The 21,970-nt window shown below is 69.0% G+C and carries 19 protein-coding genes and 1 pseudogene; 5 read left to right on the top strand and 15 right to left on the bottom strand.

The features are described 5' to 3' along the window. Window positions 1-24: 24 nt before the first annotated feature. The 4 genes from ASE14_RS00915 to ASE14_RS00900 all read right to left on the bottom strand — a co-directional run bounded on the left by ASE14_RS00915 (window position 25) and on the right by ASE14_RS00900 (window position 4,161). Window positions 25-2,520: a ComEC/Rec2 family competence protein gene (locus tag ASE14_RS00915; protein ID WP_056649473.1), complete on the bottom strand. Its 2,496-nt coding sequence runs from the start codon at window positions 2,518-2,520 to the stop codon at window positions 25-27. Between the two features lies 1 nt (window position 2,521). Then, on the bottom strand, window positions 2,522-3,190 hold the full coding sequence (locus ASE14_RS00910; protein ID WP_056649470.1) for a ComEA family DNA-binding protein: 669 nt from the start codon (window positions 3,188-3,190) through the stop codon (window positions 2,522-2,524). A gap of 237 nt (window positions 3,191-3,427) precedes the next feature. Further along, window positions 3,428-3,871 carry a GIY-YIG nuclease family protein gene (locus ASE14_RS00905; protein ID WP_056649467.1) on the bottom strand — a complete coding sequence of 148 codons (444 nt, stop codon included), beginning with the start codon at window positions 3,869-3,871 and terminating at the stop codon, window positions 3,428-3,430. Further along, window positions 3,868-4,161 carry a hypothetical protein gene (locus tag ASE14_RS00900; protein WP_056649463.1) on the bottom strand — a complete coding sequence of 98 codons (294 nt, stop codon included), beginning with the start codon at window positions 4,159-4,161 and terminating at the stop codon, window positions 3,868-3,870. Before ASE14_RS00900 ends, ASE14_RS00905 begins: the two co-directional genes overlap by 4 nt. Before the next feature lie 237 nt (window positions 4,162-4,398). Between ASE14_RS00900 and ASE14_RS21375 the strand changes: the two genes are divergently transcribed. From ASE14_RS21375 to ASE14_RS00890, 3 genes are all read left to right on the top strand, one after another. Continuing rightward, window positions 4,399-4,719 (top strand): DUF998 domain-containing protein, encoded by a 321-nt coding sequence (locus tag ASE14_RS21375; protein ID WP_082599878.1) that lies wholly within the window; start codon window positions 4,399-4,401, stop codon window positions 4,717-4,719. A 207-nt stretch (window positions 4,720-4,926) separates the two neighbouring features. Then, entirely contained in the window at window positions 4,927-5,634 is a 708-nt protein-coding gene (locus ASE14_RS00895; protein ID WP_056649460.1) for a response regulator transcription factor, read from the top strand. Between the two features lie 10 nt (window positions 5,635-5,644). After that, window positions 5,645-6,706, top strand: coding sequence for a HAMP domain-containing sensor histidine kinase (locus ASE14_RS00890; protein ID WP_304439288.1), 1,062 nt, complete (start codon window positions 5,645-5,647; stop codon window positions 6,704-6,706). 28 nt (window positions 6,707-6,734) lie between these two features. Here ASE14_RS00890 and vanX read toward each other — a convergent pair whose 3' ends face one another. From vanX to ASE14_RS00840, 11 genes and pseudogenes are all read right to left on the bottom strand, one after another. After that, window positions 6,735-7,370, bottom strand: coding sequence for a D-Ala-D-Ala dipeptidase VanX (vanX, locus tag ASE14_RS00885; protein WP_056649457.1), 636 nt, complete (start codon window positions 7,368-7,370; stop codon window positions 6,735-6,737). Then, window positions 7,367-8,401 (bottom strand): D-alanine--(R)-lactate ligase, encoded by a 1,035-nt coding sequence (gene vanA / locus ASE14_RS00880; RefSeq protein ID WP_056649454.1) that lies wholly within the window; start codon window positions 8,399-8,401, stop codon window positions 7,367-7,369. The genes vanX and vanA overlap by 4 nt, the downstream gene beginning before the upstream one ends. Beyond that, entirely contained in the window at window positions 8,398-9,435 is a 1,038-nt protein-coding gene (locus ASE14_RS00875) for an NAD(P)-dependent oxidoreductase (protein ID WP_082599875.1), read from the bottom strand. The genes vanA and ASE14_RS00875 overlap by 4 nt, the downstream gene beginning before the upstream one ends. A gap of 306 nt (window positions 9,436-9,741) precedes the next feature. Continuing rightward, window positions 9,742-9,888 (bottom strand): hypothetical protein, encoded by a 147-nt coding sequence (locus tag ASE14_RS20250; RefSeq protein WP_157372699.1) that lies wholly within the window; start codon window positions 9,886-9,888, stop codon window positions 9,742-9,744. A 105-nt stretch (window positions 9,889-9,993) separates the two neighbouring features. Then, complete coding sequence (leuS, locus tag ASE14_RS00870; RefSeq protein ID WP_056649452.1) at window positions 9,994-12,567, bottom strand: leucine--tRNA ligase; 2,574 nt, start codon at window positions 12,565-12,567, stop codon at window positions 9,994-9,996. Between the two features lie 77 nt (window positions 12,568-12,644). Beyond that, window positions 12,645-14,078 carry an aminodeoxychorismate synthase component I gene (pabB, locus tag ASE14_RS00865; protein WP_056649448.1) on the bottom strand — a complete coding sequence of 478 codons (1,434 nt, stop codon included), beginning with the start codon at window positions 14,076-14,078 and terminating at the stop codon, window positions 12,645-12,647. Between the two features lie 74 nt (window positions 14,079-14,152). Then, window positions 14,153-14,683, bottom strand: a pseudogene (locus ASE14_RS00860) (M28 family peptidase); the annotation flags it as partial. Between the two features lie 12 nt (window positions 14,684-14,695). Further along, window positions 14,696-16,453, bottom strand: a complete 1,758-nt coding sequence (cydC, locus tag ASE14_RS00855) for a thiol reductant ABC exporter subunit CydC (protein WP_056649442.1) — start codon at window positions 16,451-16,453, stop codon at window positions 14,696-14,698. After that, on the bottom strand, window positions 16,446-18,092 hold the full coding sequence (cydD, locus tag ASE14_RS00850; protein WP_056649439.1) for a thiol reductant ABC exporter subunit CydD: 1,647 nt from the start codon (window positions 18,090-18,092) through the stop codon (window positions 16,446-16,448). Before cydD ends, cydC begins: the two co-directional genes overlap by 8 nt. Further along, window positions 18,093-19,097: a cytochrome d ubiquinol oxidase subunit II gene (gene cydB, locus ASE14_RS00845; protein ID WP_056649436.1), complete on the bottom strand. Its 1,005-nt coding sequence runs from the start codon at window positions 19,095-19,097 to the stop codon at window positions 18,093-18,095. It abuts the gene before it with no gap. A 12-nt stretch (window positions 19,098-19,109) separates the two neighbouring features. Beyond that, window positions 19,110-20,522 carry a cytochrome ubiquinol oxidase subunit I gene (locus ASE14_RS00840; protein WP_056649433.1) on the bottom strand — a complete coding sequence of 471 codons (1,413 nt, stop codon included), beginning with the start codon at window positions 20,520-20,522 and terminating at the stop codon, window positions 19,110-19,112. Between the two features lie 111 nt (window positions 20,523-20,633). Here ASE14_RS00840 and ASE14_RS00835 point away from each other — a divergent pair, with 111 nt between their 5' ends. Both ASE14_RS00835 and ASE14_RS00830 read left to right on the top strand, forming a co-directional pair. After that, window positions 20,634-21,008 carry a BlaI/MecI/CopY family transcriptional regulator gene (locus ASE14_RS00835; RefSeq protein ID WP_056649430.1) on the top strand — a complete coding sequence of 125 codons (375 nt, stop codon included), beginning with the start codon at window positions 20,634-20,636 and terminating at the stop codon, window positions 21,006-21,008. A gap of 2 nt (window positions 21,009-21,010) precedes the next feature. Continuing rightward, window positions 21,011-21,946: a M56 family metallopeptidase gene (locus ASE14_RS00830; RefSeq protein WP_056649427.1), complete on the top strand. Its 936-nt coding sequence runs from the start codon at window positions 21,011-21,013 to the stop codon at window positions 21,944-21,946. The last annotated feature ends 24 nt before the right edge of the window (window positions 21,947-21,970 follow it).

Below are 21,970 nucleotides of genomic sequence, written 5' to 3'. Positions count from 1 at the left end.
TCAATGGGCACCACGGTAACAGGCTCACGTTTCGCAACACGGCCTGGGGAGCGTCGCCCGAGTTTGCGCAGAGCTGGAGCGCAGACGACGGGGCGCTCGTCCAGCGCTCCAGCCCGGGCTCAGGCCTGCGCGCCGGCGGTCGAGCGCGCTCGATCCCGAAGAACCGAGGTCGCGCTCGCTCCAGAGGCGGAAGCCATCGTCGTCGGCCGTCAGCAGCGCGGTGCCCGACATGTCGGTGCGCACGACCGCGGTGCCGTCGGCACGCAGCAGGTCGAGGAGTCGCGATGTCGGGTGGCCGTAGCCGTTGTCGGCTCCGACGCCGATCACCCCGACCGTCGCGCCGAGCTCCTCGTAGAGGCGCTCGCTCTGGTCGGCCGAGCCGTGGTGGGCGACTTTCACGAGGTCGACCGGGCCGAGGGCGGTGGCGCGAAGCATCCGTGACTGGGCCTCCTCGCCGAGATCGCCGAGGAAGAGGCCGCGATACCCGGGAGCCGAGACGTCGAGCACGACACTGGCGTCATTGCCCGGCTGTGCGTTCGGCTTCGGCCAGACCACACGCCAGCGGGCGTCTCCGAGGGTACCGCCGAACCCGGCGACCACCTCGACCGGCTCCGCGTCCGCCGCCACGAGTGGATCGAGCGCTCGAGTCGAGCGCTCTCCGTCGAGCGGGCCGTGCAGCACGGTGTCGACGAGGCCGGCGACCGCCGACACTCCCCCGGCGTGGTCGGCGTCCCAGTGCGTCAGCACGAGCAGGTCGATGCGGGTGATCCCGAGTAGGGCAAGACAGCGCGAGAGCGCTGCAGGATCGGGCCCGGTGTCGATGAGCGCCGTCGCGTCGCCCGACCGCAGGAGGACGGCATCGCCCTGCCCGACGTCGCACGCGGCGACGTCCCAGTCGGACGGCCGGGTCGCGGCGCCGACGAGCGGTCGTCCAGCGAAGAGCCCGACCGGCACGGCGACCGCGACGAGCAGTACCACGACGGCGATGCGGCGGAGTCTCGTTCGCCGCCGCGACCCGAGCGCGAGCCAGAGCGCGATCGCCGTGCACGCGGCGAGGAGCAGGGCGCCCGGAGCATCCGGCAGCCATTCGAGCCGGGCGGCCGGGAGTGCAGACGAGGCACGTGCGAGGAGCGCGATCCAGGATGCCGGCAGCCACGCGAACTGCAGGCAGGCGAACCCGACCGACGGCAGCAGGGGCAGGATCAGGCACCCGATGAGGCCGATCACCGTGCCGATTGGCGCGGCAGGTGCCGCGAGCAGGTTCGCCGGCACGCCGTAGAGCGCGAGTGCCGGGTCGAGCAGCACGAGCACCGGCTGACAAGCCAACTGGGCAGCGAGCGGCACGCCGATCACGGCCGCGATCGGGACCGGCATCCAGCGCGCGAGCGCGGAGGTCAGCGGCCGGGCGAGCAGCAAGAGCCCGGCCGTTGCGAAGACCGACAGCGCGAAGCCGTAGTCGCGGGCGTACCACGGGTCGATCGCCAGCAGCACGACCACGGCGAACGAGAGTGCGGCGATCCCGCCGCCCGGGCGACCGGCCGCGACGGCCGCGAGCACCACCACGGCCATCGTCGCCGCGCGAACGACGCTCGCCTCGGGTGTCACGAGCACGACGAACCCCGCGAGGGCTGCGAGGGCGACGACGACGCGCAGCAGGCGGGGCAGGCCGAGCAGCGCGGCGAGAGCGAATGCCGCGGCCGTGACGATCGCGCAGTTCGCGCCCGAGACCGCCGTCAGGTGGCTGAGCGACGAGGCCTTCATCGCCTGATCGAGGCTCTCGTCGACGGCGCTCGTGTCGCCGATCGCGAGCCCGGGCACGAGCGCCCCTCCGTCGCCGCTGAGCGCGCCTGCCGCCTCGGCGAAGCCGGTGCGCAGGCCGACGGTCCAGCCGAGCCAGGGCGGCGGCGGAGCGACCGAGCGGATGTCTCCCGCCGGCGCCAATCGGAACGCCGCCCGCTCCCCGGCCGGCATCGCCGTCACCCGAGCCGAGAAGGTGACGCGAGCGCCGAGTTGCAACTCCCCGGCCGGCATCGACAGCGCCGTCGTCACCGGCACCGCACGCGCCACGGCACCGTCGATTGCGACGGCCCGACCGTCGACCCGGAGCGGCGGAGCCTCGCCCTCGGCGAACCAGCTCGAGCGCATCGCTCGCGGAGCGGCCGTCAGTTCGACCACGACCTCGACCGAGCGGTGCTCTGCGGCAGCGACCGCGAGCGGCGACGTCTCTCGCGCCCCCAGCCCGAGCGCTGCGGCGCTCGCCACCAGCGCCCCGGCTGAGAGCACCACGAGCACCGTCGCCGCTGCGCGCACGAGCGGGGCAGCCTGACCAGCCCTGGCCCGGGCACCCTCTCGACGGCTCTGCGTGGCGCCGAGGACGGCGAAGGCCGCCGCGCCGCTCGCCGTCCCCCACAGCCCCCACGCCGCGAGCACGGCCGTGGCGTCTCCGCCGGGCAGCCCGATCGCACACCAACCGACCACCCAGGCGCTCGCCGCGGGGAGGAGCATCCGGAGGTCGCGCACCTCAGAGCGCCACGAGCTGTTCGAGGCCCGCGAAGACCGTGTCGCCGATGCCGGCCACGTCGAGCAGCTGGTCGACCGAGGTGAACGGCCCGTTGACGTCGCGCCAGTCGATGATGCGCTGCGCGAGCGCAGGGCCGATGCGCGGAAGGGTGTCGAGCTCGGCGATGCCTGCGCTGTTCAGGTGCACGAGGCCGTCGGCGGCGCCCGGAGCCGGTGCCCCGCCACCGGTCGCCGCGGGTGGCGGCACCTGGCCGACCACCGGCACGGCGAGCTGCTCGCCGTCGACGAGCAACCGCGCGAGGTTCACACCGGCCGGATCCGCGTCGGCCGCGAACCCTCCCGCCGCGGCCACGGCATCGACGACCCGCGAACCCGCCGCGAGCTCGACGAGCCCAGGGCTGACGACCGCGCCGAGCACGTGCACGAGCACGGACGGCGCGCCCACCGTCGAGGAAGGCTCGGCCGAGGCATCCGCTCGCAGTTCGCCGGATGCCTCGATGCGCTCCTGTTCGCCGCCGCCACCTGCCCCGAACGACATGAGCGCTGAGAGGGCCACGGCGAGCACGAACAGCACGACCGCCGCCCCGACGGCCACCCGCACGCGCGGGCCGGCTCGTCGCGCCGACGGATCGAGCACGGCGAGCGGGTCGTCGGCATCGCGTGCGGGCATGCTGGCACGCTAGATCGACCGCCGCCGGTCGAACCGGCGCTGAGGACCGCTCAGTGCACCCGACGCGACATCCGCACCCTGTCGAGGAGGAGTCGCGCCGAGAGACCAGCCCTCCGCCGCGATGAGGTTTCGCGCGGCGCGCCGTGTTCGTCGCACCGAAGGTTCCCACTGCACGACGGCACCGGAGCTGCACAGCTGGAAGGCAGCGCCGCCTCCGGTACGCAGAACGAGCGCCGACTACTTCCGGTTCAGCACCGGCCGGTGCTCGGCGAGCAGCCTGTCCTCGAGCTCCTCGGCGTCGATGGCCGAGTCGCAGACGGTCCACGCGATCGTGCACTCGCCCAGCCAGGCACGGACGGACGCAGCCTGCTCCGGCGTCACCTTCTCGCGGTTCCTCCCGCCCGTGACGGTCGTCGGGATCTCGAAGAGCAGCTCGCAGACGTTCCGCCGCAGCGAGGAGCCGCCCAGGCTGACTCCGCCACCGAGGTGCTTGCCCCAGACCCGCTTCCGAAGTGACGACGCCGTGCCGACGTACGTCACCTCGCCGTCGCGTCGCCAGAGGTAGACACCGGGCTCGACCGGCACCTCATCCCTGACGAGCGCTGCGACATCGACAGCGGGCGCAGCGAGCAGCGCCTGCCAGTCGGCCGAGAGCGGAGCCTTCGTCGCGTACTGCGTCATGAAGTCGGTCCAGACTGTTCGCCCGGTTTCACGACGATGCGATTGCCGTGGATGTCGCCCTGACCCGTGTCCTCGATGATCCACGTCGTGGAATCCTCGTCGACCGGCCACTCGGCGCGGTGAGGCCGACGGCCGAGGTAGTTCTGCTCGTACGCCTCGAGCGCGCCGCGGCCGGGCTCCTGCGCCGGCGGTCCGGCTCGCTTCGTGAAGATCCTGATCACCATGCCGACGCCGATCGTGCCCCAGAGCGCCGCTGCGATCCATGGTCCGGCCGATTCAGGGAACAGCACGAGGAGGACCGCAACCCCCGCAAGACTCGCGATCGCGACGCCGACACGACGCCCGAACCGCCGGTCAGCATCGGCCGACTCTGGCTCGACGGCAAGGCCACCAGGCCTTGGTGACCCGCGCCCGCACCTACGCCCCGCGCTCAAGCCGGCCACCACGGCGAGCCGATTCACGCCCGCTTCAGAGAGGGCCGCTATGACTTCCCCAACTCGGACCGTCGCTCAGACAGCTTCAAGTCTATGCCCTCAACTCGGATTCTCCTCGCCGCCGGTGTCGCGATTGCGCCCATCTTCCTCGCCATAGCTCTGGCGCAGATGGCGCTACGTCCAGGCTTCGACATCACCCGACATGCAGTGAGCTCGCTCACCAACGGCGATCTCGGCTGGGTACAGACGTTGAACTTCGTTGTTACCGGCGCCTTGGCGATCTTGTTCGCAGTCGGTGTGGTGCCTTCATCGCCCTCATCGCCGCACGCTTCGTGTTCGCCCGCCGCTTCTTCGGAAACGCGCGGGCATGGGCCGAGTACACCATGGTCACGGGACTGTTGGCAACCGTACTAATCATCGCGGGCACGGCCGTCTTCGTAGCAGCGACAGGGATCTTCTATCGTGCGGTGGGGGTTGTGACGTTCACATGGCTGTCAGCGGTGGCCGTCCGACTTTTCCGACGATCCAACTCGCATGGGGAGAGACTCATCTCTGACGGCGGCCGGAGATGAAGGGGCATCCATACACTGACGATAGGTGCTCCTCCGTAGCATTCGTCGTATGCGAGTGTTGATCGTGGAGGACGACCCCCGGATGGCCGAGGCTCTCCGAGCCGGCCTGCGCTCAGAAGCGATGGCCGCGGACATCGCCGGTGACGGTGACACCGCATTGGAACTGCTGAGCCTCAACACGTACGACATCGCCGTGCTCGACCGGGACATCCCCGGGCCATCGGGTGACGAAGTCGCCGAGCATATCGTGGCGTCCGGGAGCGGCACACCGATCCTGATGTTGACCGCGGCGGATCGGATCGACGACAAGGCGTCCGGGTTTCAGCTCGGTGCCGACGACTACTTGACCAAACCGTTCGACCTGCAGGAACTGGTGCTCCGGATCCGCGCCCTCGATCGTCGTCGCGCCTTCATCCGGCCGCCGGTGCGGGAGGTCGCAGGGCTGCGGCTGGACGCGTTCCGTCGCGAGGTGTACCGGGACGGACGCTACGTCCGGTTGACGCGAAAGCAGTTCGCGGTGCTCGAAGTGCTGGTCGCGGCCGACGGCGGTGTGATCAGCGCCGAGGAACTGTTGGCGCAGGCATGGGACGAGAATGCCGACCCCTTCACCAACGCGGCGCGGTTCACCGTCTCGACACTGCGCAAGCGACTCGGCGAACCTTGGGTCATCGTTACCGTTCCTGGGGTCGGATACCGCATCGACACCGCCACTGACGTCGATGCCAGAGGTGTAACAGGAAGCGGTGACCGTGAGTAGGCGGCGCGGGTTGAGCGTCCGAGCCAAGTTCACTCTCAGTTACGCCGGCTTCCTCCTTGTCGCCGGCATCCTGATCATCAGTGTGGTCTGGCTTTTTCTCCTCCGTGAACGGTCGAGCCTCTACCTCCCGCCGCTCGAAGACTTCTTGCTCATCTTGAGCCCACGCAACTTCGGGCCACGGGTCTTCAGCCCCGCGGCGATCGCGTTGCTGCTGCTGTTGCTGGTGATTGGTCTGGTCGGGGGTTGGATTCTGGCGGGGCGAATGCTTGCACCGTTGACGCGGATCACGACTGCGGCGCGGAGGGCTTCCCGCGGGTCTCTCGCACACCGAGTCGAGATGGAGGGGCATCAGGATGAGTTCCGCGAGCTCGCCGACACGTTCGACACCATGCTCGCGCAACTCGAATCCCAAGTCGCCGAGCAGCAACGCTTCGCCGCAAACGCCTCCCACGAATTGCGCACGCCTCTCGCTGTCATGCAGACCATGCTCGACGTCGCCCTACAAGACCCGAGCTCAGACGGACGAGAAGAACGCCTGCGTGCGGTGAACGCCCGGGCGATCGCCCTCACTGAAGCGCTGCTGCTTCTCAGTCGCGCCGACCAGCGATCTTTCACGCCCGAAGAGGTCGACCTGTCCTTTGCCGCCGAGGAGGCCGCGGAGATCCTGCTTCCGCTGGCAGAGAAGCTGCACGTTTCCCTCGAGCTTGCGGGCGGCCCGGCCGTCACCCGTGGATCACGGACCTTGCTGCCGCAGATGGTCACGAACCTCGTGCAGAACGCCATCGTGCACAACCTTGCGGAGAATGGCACGGTGCAGATCATGACCACCGCAGGAACCGAGGCTGTCGTGTTGTCCATCGAGAACACGGGCGAACTGCTCAGTGCCGAAGGGGTTTCGACACTCACCGAACCCTTCCAGCGCGGTACTGAACGCATCCACAGCGACCAGGCAGGTCTGGGGCTCGGCCTCGCGATCGTGCAGCGCATTGTCCGAGCTCATGACGGCACGCTCAATCTAAGTGCGCGTGATGCCGGGGGGCTGCGCGTCACGGTTAAGCTGCCGGCACCGTAACTGCCGACATGACCTGAGATCGGACGGCTCATGCGGCCAGGCGGTCGGCGGCCATCGTGATCGGGAAGTCGAAGTAGGTATCGGGGTGCGGCTCGTCCACCAGTGTGTAGTGCCACCATTCCGAGTCGTAGCGCGCGAAGCCGCTGTGCTCCATGACCTCGCAGAGACGGCGACGATTCACCGCCTCCGGGGAGGAGATCCCGATCGCGCCATGATGCGAGATCGGATCCATGAGGTCATGGTCGCCACCCATGCTCGCCAGCTCACCAGTATCCAATCGGAACAAGGTCAAATCCACCGTGCTGCCCCGGCTGTGGCCTGAGCGCTCCGCAACGTAGCCCTGCTCGAACATTTCTGATCGGCTGATGTTCGGGTAATAACGCGGCTTCTTCCTGCCATCCTCGGGTTCCCGTGACCAACGGATGAAGCGGTCCACTGCGTGCTGTGGGCGATAGCCGTCCCAGAGCAGCACGCCGAAGCCGAGCGCGACCGCCTGTTCCTGTGCCCGAGCGAGCGCCGCGCACAGCGCGCGGGTGCCGACGATCCGATTCACGAGGTAGCCGTCGACTGGCCTACCTGTGAAGTTATCCCAGGTAGCGTACTTGGCGTCCCACCGGATGCCGGGCACGAGCTCGTCCACGAACACGAAGTCGCCGCCATTCATCGGTCGCCCCGCTCCATCGCGTCCGACACGAGCCGATCGATCACTTCGGACAACGACAGCCCGGCGGCAGCCATCATCCGTGGGTACCGGCTGTAGGAAGTCAGGCCGGGCAAAGTATTGACTTCGTTGAGGAGCAGCCGCCCGTCGTCAGCGAGGAACAGATCGACCCTGGCGAGCCCACGACAGCCCAGAGCGCGATAGACCGCCTTCGCGGTCTCAACTACTCTCAACCGCTCGTCCTCGGAGATATCCGCGGGGACGATGAACGCCGAGTTCTCCGAACCGGACTCTGGCGACTCCTCCTGGTGGATCCGGAAGAAGCCGTGCGACAGCGCCACCCGATCGACCTCGCCAATGAGGAGATCAGATCCGTCACCCAAGATTGCGCAACCCACTTCCCGACCGACGACAGCTTGCTCGATCAGGATCCTGGTGTCGTATTTCCGAGCGGCCTTGAGCGCAGCCGCCAGATCTTCGGCCCCGGTCACCTTCGTGACGCCGAACGAGGATCCAGAGCGGGCCGGCTTCACAAAGACCGGATAGTGGAACTGGCTCGGGTCCACCTGCTCGTGGGCCTCGACGTTCCGGAACTCTGGCGTCGGGATTCTCGCGCCGCGCACGACAGCGTAGGTGAGCGCCTTGTCCATGCAGAGTGCGGAACTCGACACGTCGCAGCCGACATATGGGATGCCGGAGAGCTCGAGCAGGCCTTGGATCGCACCATCCTCACCGAACTTCCCGTGCAGTACAGGAAACACAACGTCGAGGCGGATCCGCTCGTGCCGGTCGCCGACGAGCACGAGCAGTCCAAGGACACTCCGATCCGGGGACAGCGTGGCGCTTCGGAACTCCCCTTCGCTCAGATCCGGGCCGTCGCAGAGACGCCACTCGCCTTCGGTCGTGATGCCGATCCAGTACGGTTCATACCTGTTGGGATCGAGGCTCTGGGCGACCTCTCGCGCGGACTTGATAGATACGGGGTGCTCCTCGGATGCGCCACCGAAGAGGATCCCGATCTTCGTCTTCTTCATGATGTTCTCGCTTTCTCGTAGTTCACGCAGTTGCGAAGCGTGTTCTCAATCACGTCGCGCAGAGCGTGATCGGTGTGGAACGCCGTGTGCGGGGTGATCAGCACATTCGGCATGCCCTGCAGCTTCTCGAGCGAGCGGTGCTCGACCCGCTGGCCGCGACGATCGGTGTAGAAGACCCCTTCCTCGCCTTCGAGGACATCCAGCGCCGCGCCCCCGAGATGCCCCCACTCCAGAGCCCGGATGAGCGCGTCCGTATCGAGCAACGCACCGCGCGCGGTGTTGACCACGATCGCGCCATGCTTCATCCGAGCGATGCGATGTCGGTTGAGCAGATGATGGGTCTCCGGGGTCAGCGGAGTGTGCAGCGTGACGATGTCGCTGCTACCGAGCAGTGCGTCCAGGGCGACATGATCGACGGATGCGGTGGCGCTCACATCGTGTGTGAGGATTCGGCAGCCGAAACCCGAGAGACGATCGATGACCGCGGTTCCGATGCGTCCAGTCCCGATCACCCCGACGGTCAGATCGCGGAGCTCTCTGCCCCGAGTCTCACTCAATCGGTAGTCGTGGGCATCCACACGTCGCACGCCGGCTGCCGCCCGGCGCAGCACCATCAGCATCAGCATCAGGGTGTAGTCGGCCACGCTGTCGGGTGAGTAGGCGACAGTGCCGACGGTGATGCCGACGCTCGCCGCATAGTCCACGTCGAGGTGATTGCTCCCGATGCTTCTCGTGGAGATGTACTCGACACCCACGTTGCGGAGCGCGGAGAGTGTGGTGTTCGAGACGTGTGTCTTGTGGTCGATGCTCACGTGCCGATTGCCCGCGGCGAGGTGTGTCGTGGCTTCCGACACGGCCTCGTGAGTGACCACCGCCAAGATCCCGTGACGGGGTGCTAGATCGCGGAGCAACGCGGTCTCGTCGGAGCTGCACCCGTAGGCGGTCACCCCCACCGGGACCTCGGACGGGGCCCTCGCCAATTCGCGCACTGGGTGTCCAGATGCGCCCACATTTGATTCTTTGCGTGCGTTCATACGTTCAACTGAACGCCCGACCAAGTTGTCAGCCCGTATCCGAATTCCATTACGCGGGCGCCACAATGGAGACGCGCACACCGTGAGGCCTCGAGTCGAGCCCCGTCACAACGCGTGGCCGTCACGTCTATCGACTTCGACCAGGCCGAGCTGAATCAGGCCACGCAGGACACCGATAAGCCGAAGGTCTTACTGCTGCATCCGCGCCTGTCAGCACCGGCTGTCTGCTCGGGACGCCGCAAGCACTTCAGCAGAGTCGGCGCTGCTGCACTACCTTGCCCAACCTGGCTGCTGATCCCCCAGAGCTCAGTCTTCCGCGGCGAGGCGCTCGATTACATAGTCGGGAACATTGACGCCGACCGAGAGGCTGGGACTCCAGTCGATGCCGAGCTGCTCGGCAGCGTCCTGAGCTTCGAGCACGGCGAGCGGGTCGACGGCGTCGCGTGCGGGCATGCTGGCACGCTAGGCCGAGCGCCGTCGGTCCAACCGCCCCAGAGCACCGTTCAGTGCACCCGTCGCGACATCCTCACACTGTCGAGGAGGAGTCGCGTCGAGGAATCAGCCCTTCGTCGCGATGTTCACGAGGCGCGGCGCGCGGACGATCACGTTGACGATCTCACGCTCGCCGATGGAGCGGGCGACCGCCGCCGACGCACGCGCCATCGCCTCGAGCTCGTCGCCCGAGATCTTCGGCGACACCTCGAGTCGGTCGCGCACCTTGCCGTCGACCTGCACGATGGCCGTGACCGACTCCTCGACGAGGAGCGCCGGGTCGGCCTTGCGCCACGGCACGAGCGCGACGGTCGGCTCGTAGCCGAGGCGCTGCCACATGTCTTCTGCGGTGAACGGGGCGAAGAGGTCGAGGATCATCGCCGTGACCTCCGCCGCCTCGCGGACCGCCGCGTCACCCGCGCCGGCGCCGGAGTCGATCGCCTTGCGTGTGGCGTTCACGAGCTCCATGAGCCGTGCCACGACGACGTTGAACTTGAACGCCTCGACGAGGCCAGGAGCGTCGGCGAGCAGACGGTGGGTGACCCGGCGGAGCGCCGGATCGCCCGTCTTCCACTCGATGTCGGGGCTCGAGGTGACCTCGCCCGAGATGCGCCAGGCGCGGGCCAGGAACTTCGAGGCGCCGACCGGTGAGACGTCGGCCCAGTCGATGTCGTCTTCGGGCGGACCCGCGAACGCGAGCGTGACGCGCAGGGCGTCGGCGCCGTGCGCCTGCAGCTCGCTCGCGAACTCCACCAGGTTGCCCTTGGACTTCGACATCTTGGTGCCGTCCATGATGACCATGCCCTGGTTGAGCAGCGACGTGAACGGCTCGGTGAAGCTCAGGTAGCCGAGGTCGAAGAGCACCTTCGTGATGAAGCGCGAGTACAGCAGGTGCAGGATGGCGTGCTCGACACCGCCGACGTACTGGTCGACGGGCGCCCACTTCTCGGCCTCGGCCGGGTCGAAGGCGCGCTCGTCGCTGTTGGGGTCGAGGTAGCGCAGGTAGTACCACGACGAGTCGACGAAAGTGTCCATGGTGTCGGAGTCGCGGCGAGCCGCTCCCCCGCAGTTCGGGCACGCGACGTTGACCCAGTCCTCCGCGGCGCCGAGCGGGCTCGCGCCCTTCGGCTTCAGATCGAGGCCCGCGGCATCCGGCAGTCGAACCGGCAGGTCGGCCTCGGGGACCGGCACCTCGCCGCACGACGGGCAGTGGATGATCGGGATCGGCGTGCCCCAGTAGCGCTGGCGCGAGATCAGCCAGTCGCGCAGGCGGTAGTTCTTCGACGAGCGGCCGAGGCCGCGCTCGGCGAGGATCTCGATCACGCGGCGGATCGCGTTGGACTTCGAGAGACCGTCGAGCGGACCGGAGTTGATGAGGCGGCCCTCGCCCGCGAGCGCGACGCCGGTCGACGCCGGGTCCTCGAGCTGGAGGTCGTCGGGCAGGTACGGGTCGCCGTTCTCGTCGAGCGGGATCACCGGGATCACGCCCGTGACAGGGGCGTTCGTGTCGACGACGACGCGCACGGGAAGCTCGAAGGCGCGTGCGAAGTCGAGGTCGCGCTGGTCGTGCGCGGGCACCGCCATGATCGCGCCGTGGCCGTAGTCGGCGAGCACGTAGTCGGCGGCCCAGATCGGCAGGCGCTCGCCGTTGACCGGGTTGATCGCGTAGCGCTCGAGGAAGACACCCGTCTTCGGCCGGTCGGTCGCGAGTCGATCGATGTCGCTCTCGGCGCGAACCGAGTCGACGTAGTCCTGGAAGCGCATGCGCACCTCGGCGGAGGCGCCGCGCGCGAGCTCGGCCGCGAGGTCGGAGTCGGGCGCGACGACCATGAAGGTGGCGCCGTAGAGGGTGTCGGGGCGCGTCGTGAACACCGGGATGCGCTCTTCGCGACCTTCGATCTCGAACTCGACGTCGGCGCCCGAGGAGCGGCCGATCCAGTTGCGCTGCATCGAGAGCACCTTCGACGGCCACGCGCCCTCGAGCTGGTTCAGGTCGTCGAGCAGGCGGTCGGCGTAGTCGGTGACGCGGAAGTACCACTGCGTGAGGGCCTTCTTCGTGACGACCGCGCCGCAGCGCTCGCAGTGCCCGTCGATGACCTGCTCGTTGGCGAGCACCGTCTGGTCGTTGGGGCACCAGTTGACCTGGCCCGCCTTGCGATAGGCGATGCCCTGCTCGTAGAGCTTCAGGAACAGCCACTGGTTCCACTTGTAGTACTCGGGGTCGCTCGTGTGCAGCTCACGCGACCAGTCGAACGACGGCGCGTACTGGCGGAACGAGCGCTTCTGCTGCTCGATGTTCGCGTAGGTCCAGCCGCTCGGGTCGATGCCCCGCTTGATGGCGGCGTTCTCGGCGGGCAGGCCGAAGGAGTCCCAGCCGACCGGGTGCAGCACGTCGAAGCCCTGGTGGCGCCAGTAGCGGGCCACAGTGTCGCCGTAGCCGAACGCTTCGGCGTGACCCATGTGCAGGTCGCCGGAGGGGTACGGGAACATGTCGAGGATGTACTTGCGCGGCCTCGTGTCGCCGGGGAGTCCGGCGCGGAACGGCTCGGACTCGTCCCACACGGGAAGCCACTTCGCCTGGATGGCGGCGAAGTCGTACGCGCCGGCTTCGGCGTGCGCTGGGTCCTGGTCGTGTGCCACGTGACTCTCAATCGTGTATCGCTCGGGGAGGGCTTCCGGGCGCGCCGGATCACGGCGCACTCGGACATCCAGCCTACTCACTCCGAGGCGGGCATCTCCGCGCCGAGCACCGCGAGCAGCGCGCGCGCCTTGATGCGCGTCTCCTCGACCTCTTCGGCTGCGACCGAGAGCGCGGTGATTCCGCCGCCGGTGCCGATGGATGCACCCGACGGCGTGAGCACGATCGAGCGGATCACCATCGCGAGGTCGGCGCTGCCGTCGACGCCGAGGTAGCCGAATGCACCCGAGTAGACGCCCCTCGGCCCCTGCTCGAGCTCGTGCAGGATCGACATGGCGCTGCGTTTCGGCGCCCCGGTCATGGAGCCGGCGGGGAACGCCGACTGCACGACGTCGAGCGCGGTGAGCGGATGCCGCAGCCGCGCGGTCACCGTCGAGACCAACTGGTGCACGTGCGCGTACTCCTCGACGTCGAGGAGGCTCGGCACCTCGACGCTGCCGAGCTCGGCGATGCGGCCGAGGTCGTTGCGCATGAGGTCGACGATCATGAGGTTCTCGGCGCGCTCCTTCTCGCTCTCGACGAGCTCACGGCGAAGCGCCGCGTCGGCGACGGGATCCGCGCTCCGCGGCCGGGTGCCCTTCATCGGCTTCGTCGAGACGAGCCCGCCGGGCTCGACGAGGAGGAACTGCTCGGGCGAGGCGCTCAGCAGCGCGGTGTCGCCGAATCGCAGGTAGCCGCCGTGGTGGCTCGGGCTCGAAGCGCGAAGCGCCAGGTAGGCGGCGGCCGGGTCGGGATGCACGTCGACCTCCACCCGGTTCGTGAGGCAGAGCTGGTACGCGTCGCCGCGGACGATCGCGGCCTGGCACTCGGCGATGAGCCGCGTGTAGTGCTGGGCGTCGTGCCGCCAACGCACAGCAGGTTCGGGTGCGGGTGACGTCACCGCAGCGGCATCCGCTGGGACCCGGTCGTCGTCGAGTGCACCGACGGCGGCTTCGACCGCATCGGCCCACGCCTCCCCCACAGCCGTCGACACGGAATCGAGCCAGACGAGGCGCACGGCTCCGGCACCGTGGTCGAAGACGATCGCCCGGTCGACGAAGAGGAATGCCGCATCCGGTGTCTCGGCCGGCTCCGCCGACACCTCGTTCAGGAGGGCGCCGAGTTCGTACCCGAACCATCCGATCCACCCCAGCACGCCAGGGGCCGCCACGCCGACGCGCTCGACCGCCGCGTCCCGGAACCCGTCGGCCAACACCTCGAAGACGGATGCCTCGCGCGTCGCCTCGCCCGGATCCGCACTGGCGGGCCTGCTCCGCGTGACGGTGCCGCGCATTGCATCGGCGGTCACGAACTCGCTCGCGGCGTGGGCGACGGCGAGCACGCTGATGCCCGACACTGCCTCCGCTCCGCCGTCGAGCCACACCGCGTACTCGGAATCGGCGATCAGGTCCCGGAAGACGAGTTCGGGGTCGCGCCACGCGGTGAGCAAGCGGGATCGGATGCGACGCGACACCCTCCCAGCCTAGGACGCCGACGACGGCCGACAGGGCGACGCGATCGCTCGCGCCGCCCCGTCGGTGCCGATGGTCAGCGGAGAGCGCGGTTGCCCTTGAACTCCCAGTCGACCTGGCCGACCGCCTTGCCCTTGCCCGTGCCGTTGACCGCGGAGGTCGTCTCGGCGAAGGTGAGCGTCGAGTGGGCGATCGCATCCGCCATCAGGCCGAGCGTGTCCTCGTCGATGTTCGCGATGTCATCGCACGCGGCGTGGTAGCAGGGGTCGTACGGCTCGCCGGCGGTACCGCCGAAGTGCGCCGCCTCCTCAGCGGACTTGATCCCCTCGGCGCCGGTGAACAGGCCGTCCGCCGGGATGCCCGCCTCGATGAAGCCGAAGTAGTCGCTGCGACCGTCGAAGTCGGTCGGCGCGGACGGCTCGCCCTGACTGCCGAAGAAATCGGTGAAGACGTCTTCGATCTCTGCGGACCCGTTCGGCCCCGCAGTGCCGAGGGCGTCGCCGTCACCGTCGTAGACGAAGTTCACCGAGTTCGGCGAACCCACCATGTCGAAGTTGAGGTTCAGCGCGGTGTCCTTGATCTCACGCGGCGTGAGCTGCGACACGTAGTAGCTGCTACCTCATGATGTCGTCGAGGGATAGGGGTGTTCCTCGCCGACGCGGCCGTCTACGATCGTCACCACGCGATCGACGAGCGCGGGATCGACCGGGGCGTGCGAGATGAGCACGACGCTGCTGCCCGAACGGCTTGCGGCGTCGGTCAGGTCACGCAGCAGCGCGTCGGCGCGCGCGGGGTCGACGCTCGCCGTCGGCTCGTCGAGCACGAGCACCGGGAACCGAGCGAGCATCGCGCGGGCCAGCGAAAGACGTTGCGCCTGCCCGCCCGAGACGAGTGCGCCGCGCTCGCCGACCTTGGCGCCAAGCCCGCCGCGCTCCTCGACCCAGTCCCGCAGGCCCACTCGGTCAAGCACCTCGAGCAGTTCGTCGTCGCTCGCCGTGTCACGGGCGAAGATGAGGTTCTGTCGCACGTCCTCGTCGAAGAGCCACGGTCGCTGCTCGACGAGGCCGACGATGCCGCGCACGTCGGCGGGGTCGAGGGTCGAAGCCTCGATGCCGTCGAGACGATACGAGCCCGCGTAGTCGAGGAAGCGCACGAGCACGTGGGCGAGGGTGGTCTTGCCTGCGCCCGATCCACCGCGCACAAGGAGCCGCTCGCCGGGTGCGATCGCGAGATCCACGCGGGTGAGCGCCGCTCCCCTGCCGTCGTCGGCACCCGCGGTCGGCGCTGCTCCGGACTCGTCGACGGCGGCGGTCGCGACGACCGGCCAGCTCGCCCGCACGCCGCGCAGCTCGATCATCGGCGGCGCATCGCCCCTCGGCGGGGTCGCCGGGGAAGTCGGCATGACGGGGATGCCGTCCGGCACGGTGTCGGGCACCGCCCCGGCGACCCGCGCGGCGCTCGCGCGGGCGAGTCGGAGCGCCGATGCCGCGAGTGGCACGGCCGTCGCGACCTCGGCGATCGCGAGCGGCACGAGGCAGAGCACGGCGAAGGTCGGGCCGTCGATGCGGCCGCCCTGCAGGAGCGGTGCGGCCGCGGCGAGGCTCGCGGCCACAGCGAACCCGCCGATGGCGCTCATGGCCGCCGCGGCGACGCCCGTCGCCGCAGCCCGCGCCCGTGTCGCGCGGGCGTACCTGGTCCCGACTTCGTCGATGCGGCGACGCCCGGTGCCCGAGGCGTCGAACGCGACGAGCACGTCGAGCGCCTGCACGTGCTCGACGATCGCAGCCTGCAACTCGCCGCGGAGCGGTGCCGTCGTGCGCTCCGCCCGTGCGACAGCGCGCTGCTGCACGAGAAGCGCCGCGCCGATGCCGACGACGAGGCAGACGAGCACGGCGACGGCCGACTGCGGTGCGATGAGCCAGATGCCGACGACGGCGGCCACGAGCACGATCACGGCGCTCACGAGCGGTTGAACCGCCCGCAGCGGGACGTTCTGCAGCTCGTCGACATCGCTCACGAACCGATCGAGCAACTCGCCGCGGCGGGTCGCGGCGATGCCGTCGGGCGCGATCGGGAGCATGCGCTCGTACACGTTCGCACGAATCGTCGCGAGCTGCCGGAATGAGGCGTCGTGCCCCGTCAGCCGCTCGAGGTACCGGAACACCGAGCGACCGAGCGCGAACGCCCGCACTCCGACGATCGCAACCGAGAGGTAGAGCACGGGCGGCTGTTCGGCTGCACGGGCGATCAGCCAGGCCGAGCACGCGAGCAGCACGATGGTCGATCCGGCTGAACCGATGCCGAACAGCACGGCGGGGGCGAGTCGGCGCGGGCTCGGGATGGAGCGGCGCAGCATGGCGCGCGCGGGATCAGACATGCGCGGGGTCCAGTTCGATGATGCGGTCGGCACGGGTGGCGAGCGCGGCACGGTGGGTCGAGACGATGACGATGCGGCCCTCTGAGGCGAGCTCCACGAGCGCATCGCCGAGTGCCGACTCGCGCGCGGCGTCCTGTGCCGAGGTCGGTTCGTCGAGGAGCAGCAGCCGAGCGTCGCGCGCGAGGAGACGATGCATCGCCCGAGCCGTCGCCACTCGCTGGGCCTGGCCGCCCGAGAGGCCGGAGCCGCCCGGCCCGAGCCGAAGCCCGACGTCGAGCTCGACGCCGGCGAGCCGGCACGCACGGGTGCAGAGCGCGGGATCGGCGTCTTCATCGCCGAGCCGCACGTTCGAGGCGATCGTGCCGGCGAGGAGCGTCGGCGCCTGACCAGACCATGCCATCTTCGACCTGGTGCCGACGTCGGCGCCGGCACCCAGCACCGAGCCGTCGAGCCGCGCATCGCCCTCGATCGACGTGAAGCCGAGCAGCGCGGCGAACAGGCTCGACTTGCCGGAGCCGCTCTCCCCCGTCACCGCGACGAGATCGCCTCGCTCGGCTTCGAGGTCGAAGCCGTCGAGCACGACCCGGTCGCCGCGGAGGACCCGGATGCCGCGGAGGTGCAGCCCCGCACCGGCATCCGCAGCTGCGCCGGCGTGAGCGCCCGCACGCACCGACGCCCTGTTCGCGTCCTCGGCCGCGTCGAGCAGGTCGAAGGCGTCCACCGACGCGGCGACCCCCTCGGTCGACGCGTGGAAGGCGGCGCCGACGTTCCGGAGCGGCAGGAAGACCTCGGGCGCGACCACCAGCACGAAGAGTCCGGCGATGAGCGTCATGTCGCCCGCGACGAGCCGCAGTCCGATCGAGACGGCGACGAGCGCCACCGAGAGGCTCGCGGCGAACTCGAGGGTGAAACCCGAGAGGAAGGTGATCCGCAGCACCTTCATGGTGTGCGAGCGGTAGTCGTCGGTGACCGCCCTGATGCGGGCGGTCTGCCGGTCCGCACGGCGGAAGAGGAGCAGCGTCGACAGGCCGCCGACCACCTCGAGGAACCCGCGCGAGAGCGTTGCGAGGCTCTCCCACTGGCGCCGCTGCACGACCTGGGTGGCCATGCCGATGAGCGCCATGAAGACGGGGATGAGCGGCAGCACGATCACGAGCACGAGCCCCGACAGCGGGTCGGCGATCCACGCCATCGCGATGAGGATCGGCGTGACGACGATCGTCGACACGAGCTGCGGCAGGTACTGCCCGAAGTACGCGTCGAGGGCGTCGAGCCCCGGGCCGAGCAGCGTCGCGATGCGCGCCGTCGGGAAGTCGGGAAGCCCCTCGGGCTGGGCCTCGAGCGCTGCGAGCAGCTCGCTGCGGAGCTCGGCCTTCACCCGGGTGGCGCCGGCGGAGCCCACCACGTCCCAGAGCCAGGCGGCAACGGCGCGAACGGATGCCGCGGCGACGAGCAGCACGAGGAACGGCATGCCGTCGGCCATCTGCATGCCGTCGATGAACCCCGTCACGAGCGAGGCGAGCGCCCACGCGAACGCCACGATGGCGGCGCTCTGCACGAGGGCGAGGGCGCCGCCCGCGGCGAGGAAGCCGCGGGCGGCACGCGAGCGGCGGAGGAGCCGCGGATCGAGCGGTTTCACCTAGTGCGCTGCCGCCTCGATCGACGCGCGGGAGACGCGCTTGCGGAACACCCAGTACGTCCACCCCTGGTACAGCAGCACGAGCGGGAGGAAGACCACGGCCACCCAGCTCATGACGGTGAGCGTGTAGGTCGTGCTCGAGGCGTTGACGATCGTGAGGCTGTTCGCCGGATCGTTCGACGCCGGCATGACGTCGGGGAACAACGCGGCGAACAGCGCGAGCACCGCCGCGGCGACCGTGATGGCGAGCAGGGTGAAGGCGACGCCCTCCGCTCCACGCAGGTTCGCGAGCCATCCGCCGATCAGGGCGACCGCCGCCAGGCCGGCGAGGATCCAGAACCAGAGGGTGCCGAACGCGAGTCCGGTCCAGAGGAGGAATGAGGCGGCGACGACGATCGTGATGATGCCCGACTTCGTCGCGAGTCGTCGGGCCCGCTCGCGCAGCTCGCCCTCGGTCTTCAGCGACGCGAAGACCACGCCGTGGGTGAAGAAGAGGAGGAGCGTCGTGAGGCCGCCGAGCAGCGCGTACGGGTTCAGCAGGTCGAAGAGCGTGCCCGTGTAGTTGTGGTCGGCATCGAGCGGCACGCCCTGCACGATGTTGGCGAACGCGACGCCCCAGAGCAGTGCCGGCACCGCCGAGCCGACGACGATCATGCCGTCGAACCATTTCTTCCACCGCGATTCGGGGCGCTGGTGGCGGTACTCGAATGAGACGCCGCGAGCGATGAGCGCGAGGAGGATGAGGAGCAACGCGAGGTAGAACCCCGAGAAGAGCGTGGCGTACCACTCGGGGAACGCCGCGAAGAGGGAGGCTCCTGCGACGATCACCCACGTCTCGTTCAGGTCCCAGACGGGGCCGATCGTGTTGATGAGCACGCGGCGGTCGGTGTCGTCCTTCCCGAGGAACGGGAGGGACATGCCGATGCCGAAGTCGAAGCCGTCGAGCACGAAGTAGCCGACGAACAGGAAGGCGACGATCCAGAACCAGAGCACTGTGAGATCCATGGTGTGTCCTCCTTAGTAGACCGTCGAGGCGGGTTCGACGCGACCGGTTTCGGGATCGGGTTCGCCGAGCTCCGGTGGGCCCTTCTTGATGGCCCGGATGATGAGGCGCACCTCGACGACGGCGAGGATGCCGTAGATGAGGGTGAACGCCACGAGTGAGATCAGCACGTCGAGTCCGCTCACGTTCGGCGAGACCGCCGACTCGGTGGGCAGGAGGCTGAACACGATCCAGGGCTGCCGGCCCATCTCGGTGAAGATCCAGCCGACGATCATCGCTGAGAGCGAGAGCGGGAAGCTCCAGATCGCGACCTTCCAGATCCATGCCTGCTTCGGCATGCGGCCCTTGCGGGTGAGCCAGAGGCCGACCACGGCGACGAGCACGTGAGCGAGGCCGAGACCGATCATCCAGCGGAACGACCAGTAGGTCACCCAGATGATGGGCGTGTAGTCACCGGGTCCGTAGAGCTCCTGGTACTGCGCCTGCAGGTCGTTGATGCCTTCCACGCAGCCGTCGAAGGTGTGCGTCGACAGGAAGGACAGCAGGTACGGCACGCGGATGGAGAAGAGCTCGCTCGATCCGTCGGGCGTGCCGAGGGTGAAGAGCGAGAACGAGGCATCCGCCCCGCATGCGGTGTCGTACATCGCCTCGGCTGCGGCCATCTTCATCGGTTGGGTCGCCACCATGGCGAGGCTGAGCTGGTCGCCGAAGAGGGTCGTGAGGATGCCGGAACCGACCATGACCCAGAGGCCGAACTTCAGGGCGGGGCGCATCGAGTCGAGGTGCTGGTTGCGGGCGAGGTGCCAGGCCGCTGCGCTGATGATGAGGCCGGACGCCACCATGAAGCTCGCCGCGATCGTATGCGGGAAGGCCGCGAGCGCCACGGGGTTCGCCAGCAGCGCGCCGATGTCGACCAGTTCGGCGCGCCCTCGTTCGACGTTCATCTCGTAGCCGACCGGATTCTGCATGAACGCGTTCGCTGCGATGATGAAGTAGGCCGACACGATGGAACCGATGGCGGTGCACCAGATCGTCGCGAGGTGGATACCGCGGGGCAGTTTGTCCCAGCCGAAGATCCAGAGGCCGATGAAGGTCGCTTCGAAGAAGAAGGCGAGCAGGCCCTCGAGCGCGAGCGGGGCGCCGAAGACGTCGCCGACGAAGCGCGAGTACTCAGACCAGTTCATGCCGAACTGGAACTCCTGCACGATGCCGGTGACGACGCCCATCGCGAAGTTGATGAGGAAGATCGTGCCGAAGAACTTCGTGATCTTCAGGTACTCGAGCTTGCCGGTGCGGTACCACGCGGTCTGGAACACGGCCGTGGACGTCGCCAGTCCGATGGTGATCGGGACGAACAGGAAGTGGTAGACGGTGGTGAGCCCGAATTGCCATCGGGCGAGCAGCAGTGGATCCAGCAGCTCGTTCACGGATGCCCCTTTCACACGCGAAAGCGTCGTGATGTTCAATCGTTCTACACGCGGTAGAACCTTCTTCTACGAAGCGTAGAACATTCAGCCCTCCAACGGTAGTCTGGAGGCATGGCGAGTCTCGGCGAACTGGAGCGCTCCGTGATGGAGGTGCTGTGGTCGCGCGACGCCGCGCTCACGGCGAACGAATTGCGAGACGCACTCGCCCTGAACGAAGCCGAGCCCGGCCGCGCCGTCGCGACGACGACGGTGCTCACCGTGCTGTCGCGACTCGAGCGCAAGGGCTTCGTGACGCGTGCGCGCGACACCCGGCCGCACCGCTATCGCGCCCTCCTGACTCGTGAGGAGCACACCGCCGAGCTCATGCACGAGGTGCTCGACCGCGCGAGCGACCGCGACGCCGCGCTCGCCCGCTTCGTCGGCACGGTCAGCGCCGGCGAAGCCGCGACGCTGCGGCGACTCCTCGACGACCTCTCACGATCCTGACGATGCTCGCCGTCGCCGCCCTCCTCGGCGGGTTCGCGCTCCTGCTCGCCTGGCCGATCCCCGTCGTGCTCTCGCGCGCGACCTGGCCGACCCGGTCCCCCGCGATCGCCCTCGCACTCTGGCAGGCGATCGCCCTCGGCGGCGGCCTGTCGATGATCGGCTGCCTGCTCGTCTTCGGCGCCTCCCCCGCCGGGTCGTTGATCGGCGCCGCCCGAGAGTTGCTCCCCCGACTCTTCACCGGCCCGATCCCGCCCGAGTTCGGGGTCGTGCACCTCGTCGCCCTCACCCTCGCAGCCGGACTCGCGCTCCACCTGGCACTGAACCTCGCACTGACCGCGGTGCGCGCGGAACGCGAACGCCGCCGCCAGCACCAGCTCATCGACCTGCTCAGCGATCCGATGCCCGGCCAGCCGAGAACCCGCGTGCTCGCCCACCCGGTTCCCCTCGCCTACTGCGTGCCGGGCATCCGCACCGCCACCGTGCTCACCGACGGCCTCATCGACGCCCTCGACGACGCCGAACTGCGTGCCGTCATCGCGCACGAGCGCGCGCACCTCGACCAGTTGCACCATCTCGTGCTCCTCGCGTTCCGCGCGTGGCACAGCGCGCTGCCCTGGTTCCCGATCGCCAATCGCGCGGAGCGCTCGGTCGCCCTCCTCGCCGAGATGCTCGCCGACGACCACGCCCGGCGCGAGGGTGATGACGACGCGCTCCGCCGTGCGATGCTGCAGGTCGGCAGCAGCGGCGAGCCCGGAGCGTACGCCGATTCCGGCGGCGTCGTTCCCGACGCTTCGATGCTCGAGGCTCGGCTCGCCCGCCTCGACGCTCCGCGACAGCTCACCGTGCCGATGACCGGCTCGGCCGTGGTGTGGGGCGCTGCGATCATCGTCGCGGTGCCGATCGTCTCGCTGCTCGCCACGCTCGACGTGGTGGCCTGACCCGACCACGGTACGAGTGACCCG

This window comes from Agromyces sp. Root81, from assembly GCF_001429165.1.
Taxonomy (GTDB): domain Bacteria; phylum Actinomycetota; class Actinomycetes; order Actinomycetales; family Microbacteriaceae; genus Agromyces.
The sequence above is the reverse complement of the archived record's forward strand: the minus strand, read 5'-3'. Positions and strand labels throughout refer to the sequence as shown.

What these genes read in the sequence shown, in the direction of transcription:
- ASE14_RS00875 (WP_082599875.1), bottom strand. Translation starts at nt 9,435, where the DNA reads ATGAACGCACGCAAAGAATCAAATGTGGGCGCATCTGGACACCCAGTG.
- ASE14_RS00910 (WP_056649470.1), bottom strand. Translation starts at nt 3,190, where the DNA reads ATGCCCGCACGCGATGCCGACGACCCGCTCGCCGTGCTCGATCCGTCG.
- ASE14_RS00895 (WP_056649460.1), top strand. Translation starts at nt 4,927, where the DNA reads ATGCGAGTGTTGATCGTGGAGGACGACCCCCGGATGGCCGAGGCTCTC.
- ASE14_RS00905 (WP_056649467.1), bottom strand. Translation starts at nt 3,871, where the DNA reads ATGACGCAGTACGCGACGAAGGCTCCGCTCTCGGCCGACTGGCAGGCG.
- vanA (WP_056649454.1), bottom strand. Translation starts at nt 8,401, where the DNA reads ATGAAGAAGACGAAGATCGGGATCCTCTTCGGTGGCGCATCCGAGGAG.
- cydB (WP_056649436.1), bottom strand. Translation starts at nt 19,097, where the DNA reads ATGGATCTCACAGTGCTCTGGTTCTGGATCGTCGCCTTCCTGTTCGTC.
- ASE14_RS00830 (WP_056649427.1), top strand. Translation starts at nt 21,011, where the DNA reads ATGCTCGCCGTCGCCGCCCTCCTCGGCGGGTTCGCGCTCCTGCTCGCC.
- vanX (WP_056649457.1), bottom strand. Translation starts at nt 7,370, where the DNA reads ATGAATGGCGGCGACTTCGTGTTCGTGGACGAGCTCGTGCCCGGCATC.
- cydC (WP_056649442.1), bottom strand. Translation starts at nt 16,453, where the DNA reads ATGTCTGATCCCGCGCGCGCCATGCTGCGCCGCTCCATCCCGAGCCCG.
- ASE14_RS00835 (WP_056649430.1), top strand. Translation starts at nt 20,634, where the DNA reads ATGGCGAGTCTCGGCGAACTGGAGCGCTCCGTGATGGAGGTGCTGTGG.
- ASE14_RS20250 (WP_157372699.1), bottom strand. Translation starts at nt 9,888, where the DNA reads ATGCCCGCACGCGACGCCGTCGACCCGCTCGCCGTGCTCGAAGCTCAG.
- ASE14_RS21375 (WP_082599878.1), top strand. Translation starts at nt 4,399, where the DNA reads ATGCCCTCAACTCGGATTCTCCTCGCCGCCGGTGTCGCGATTGCGCCC.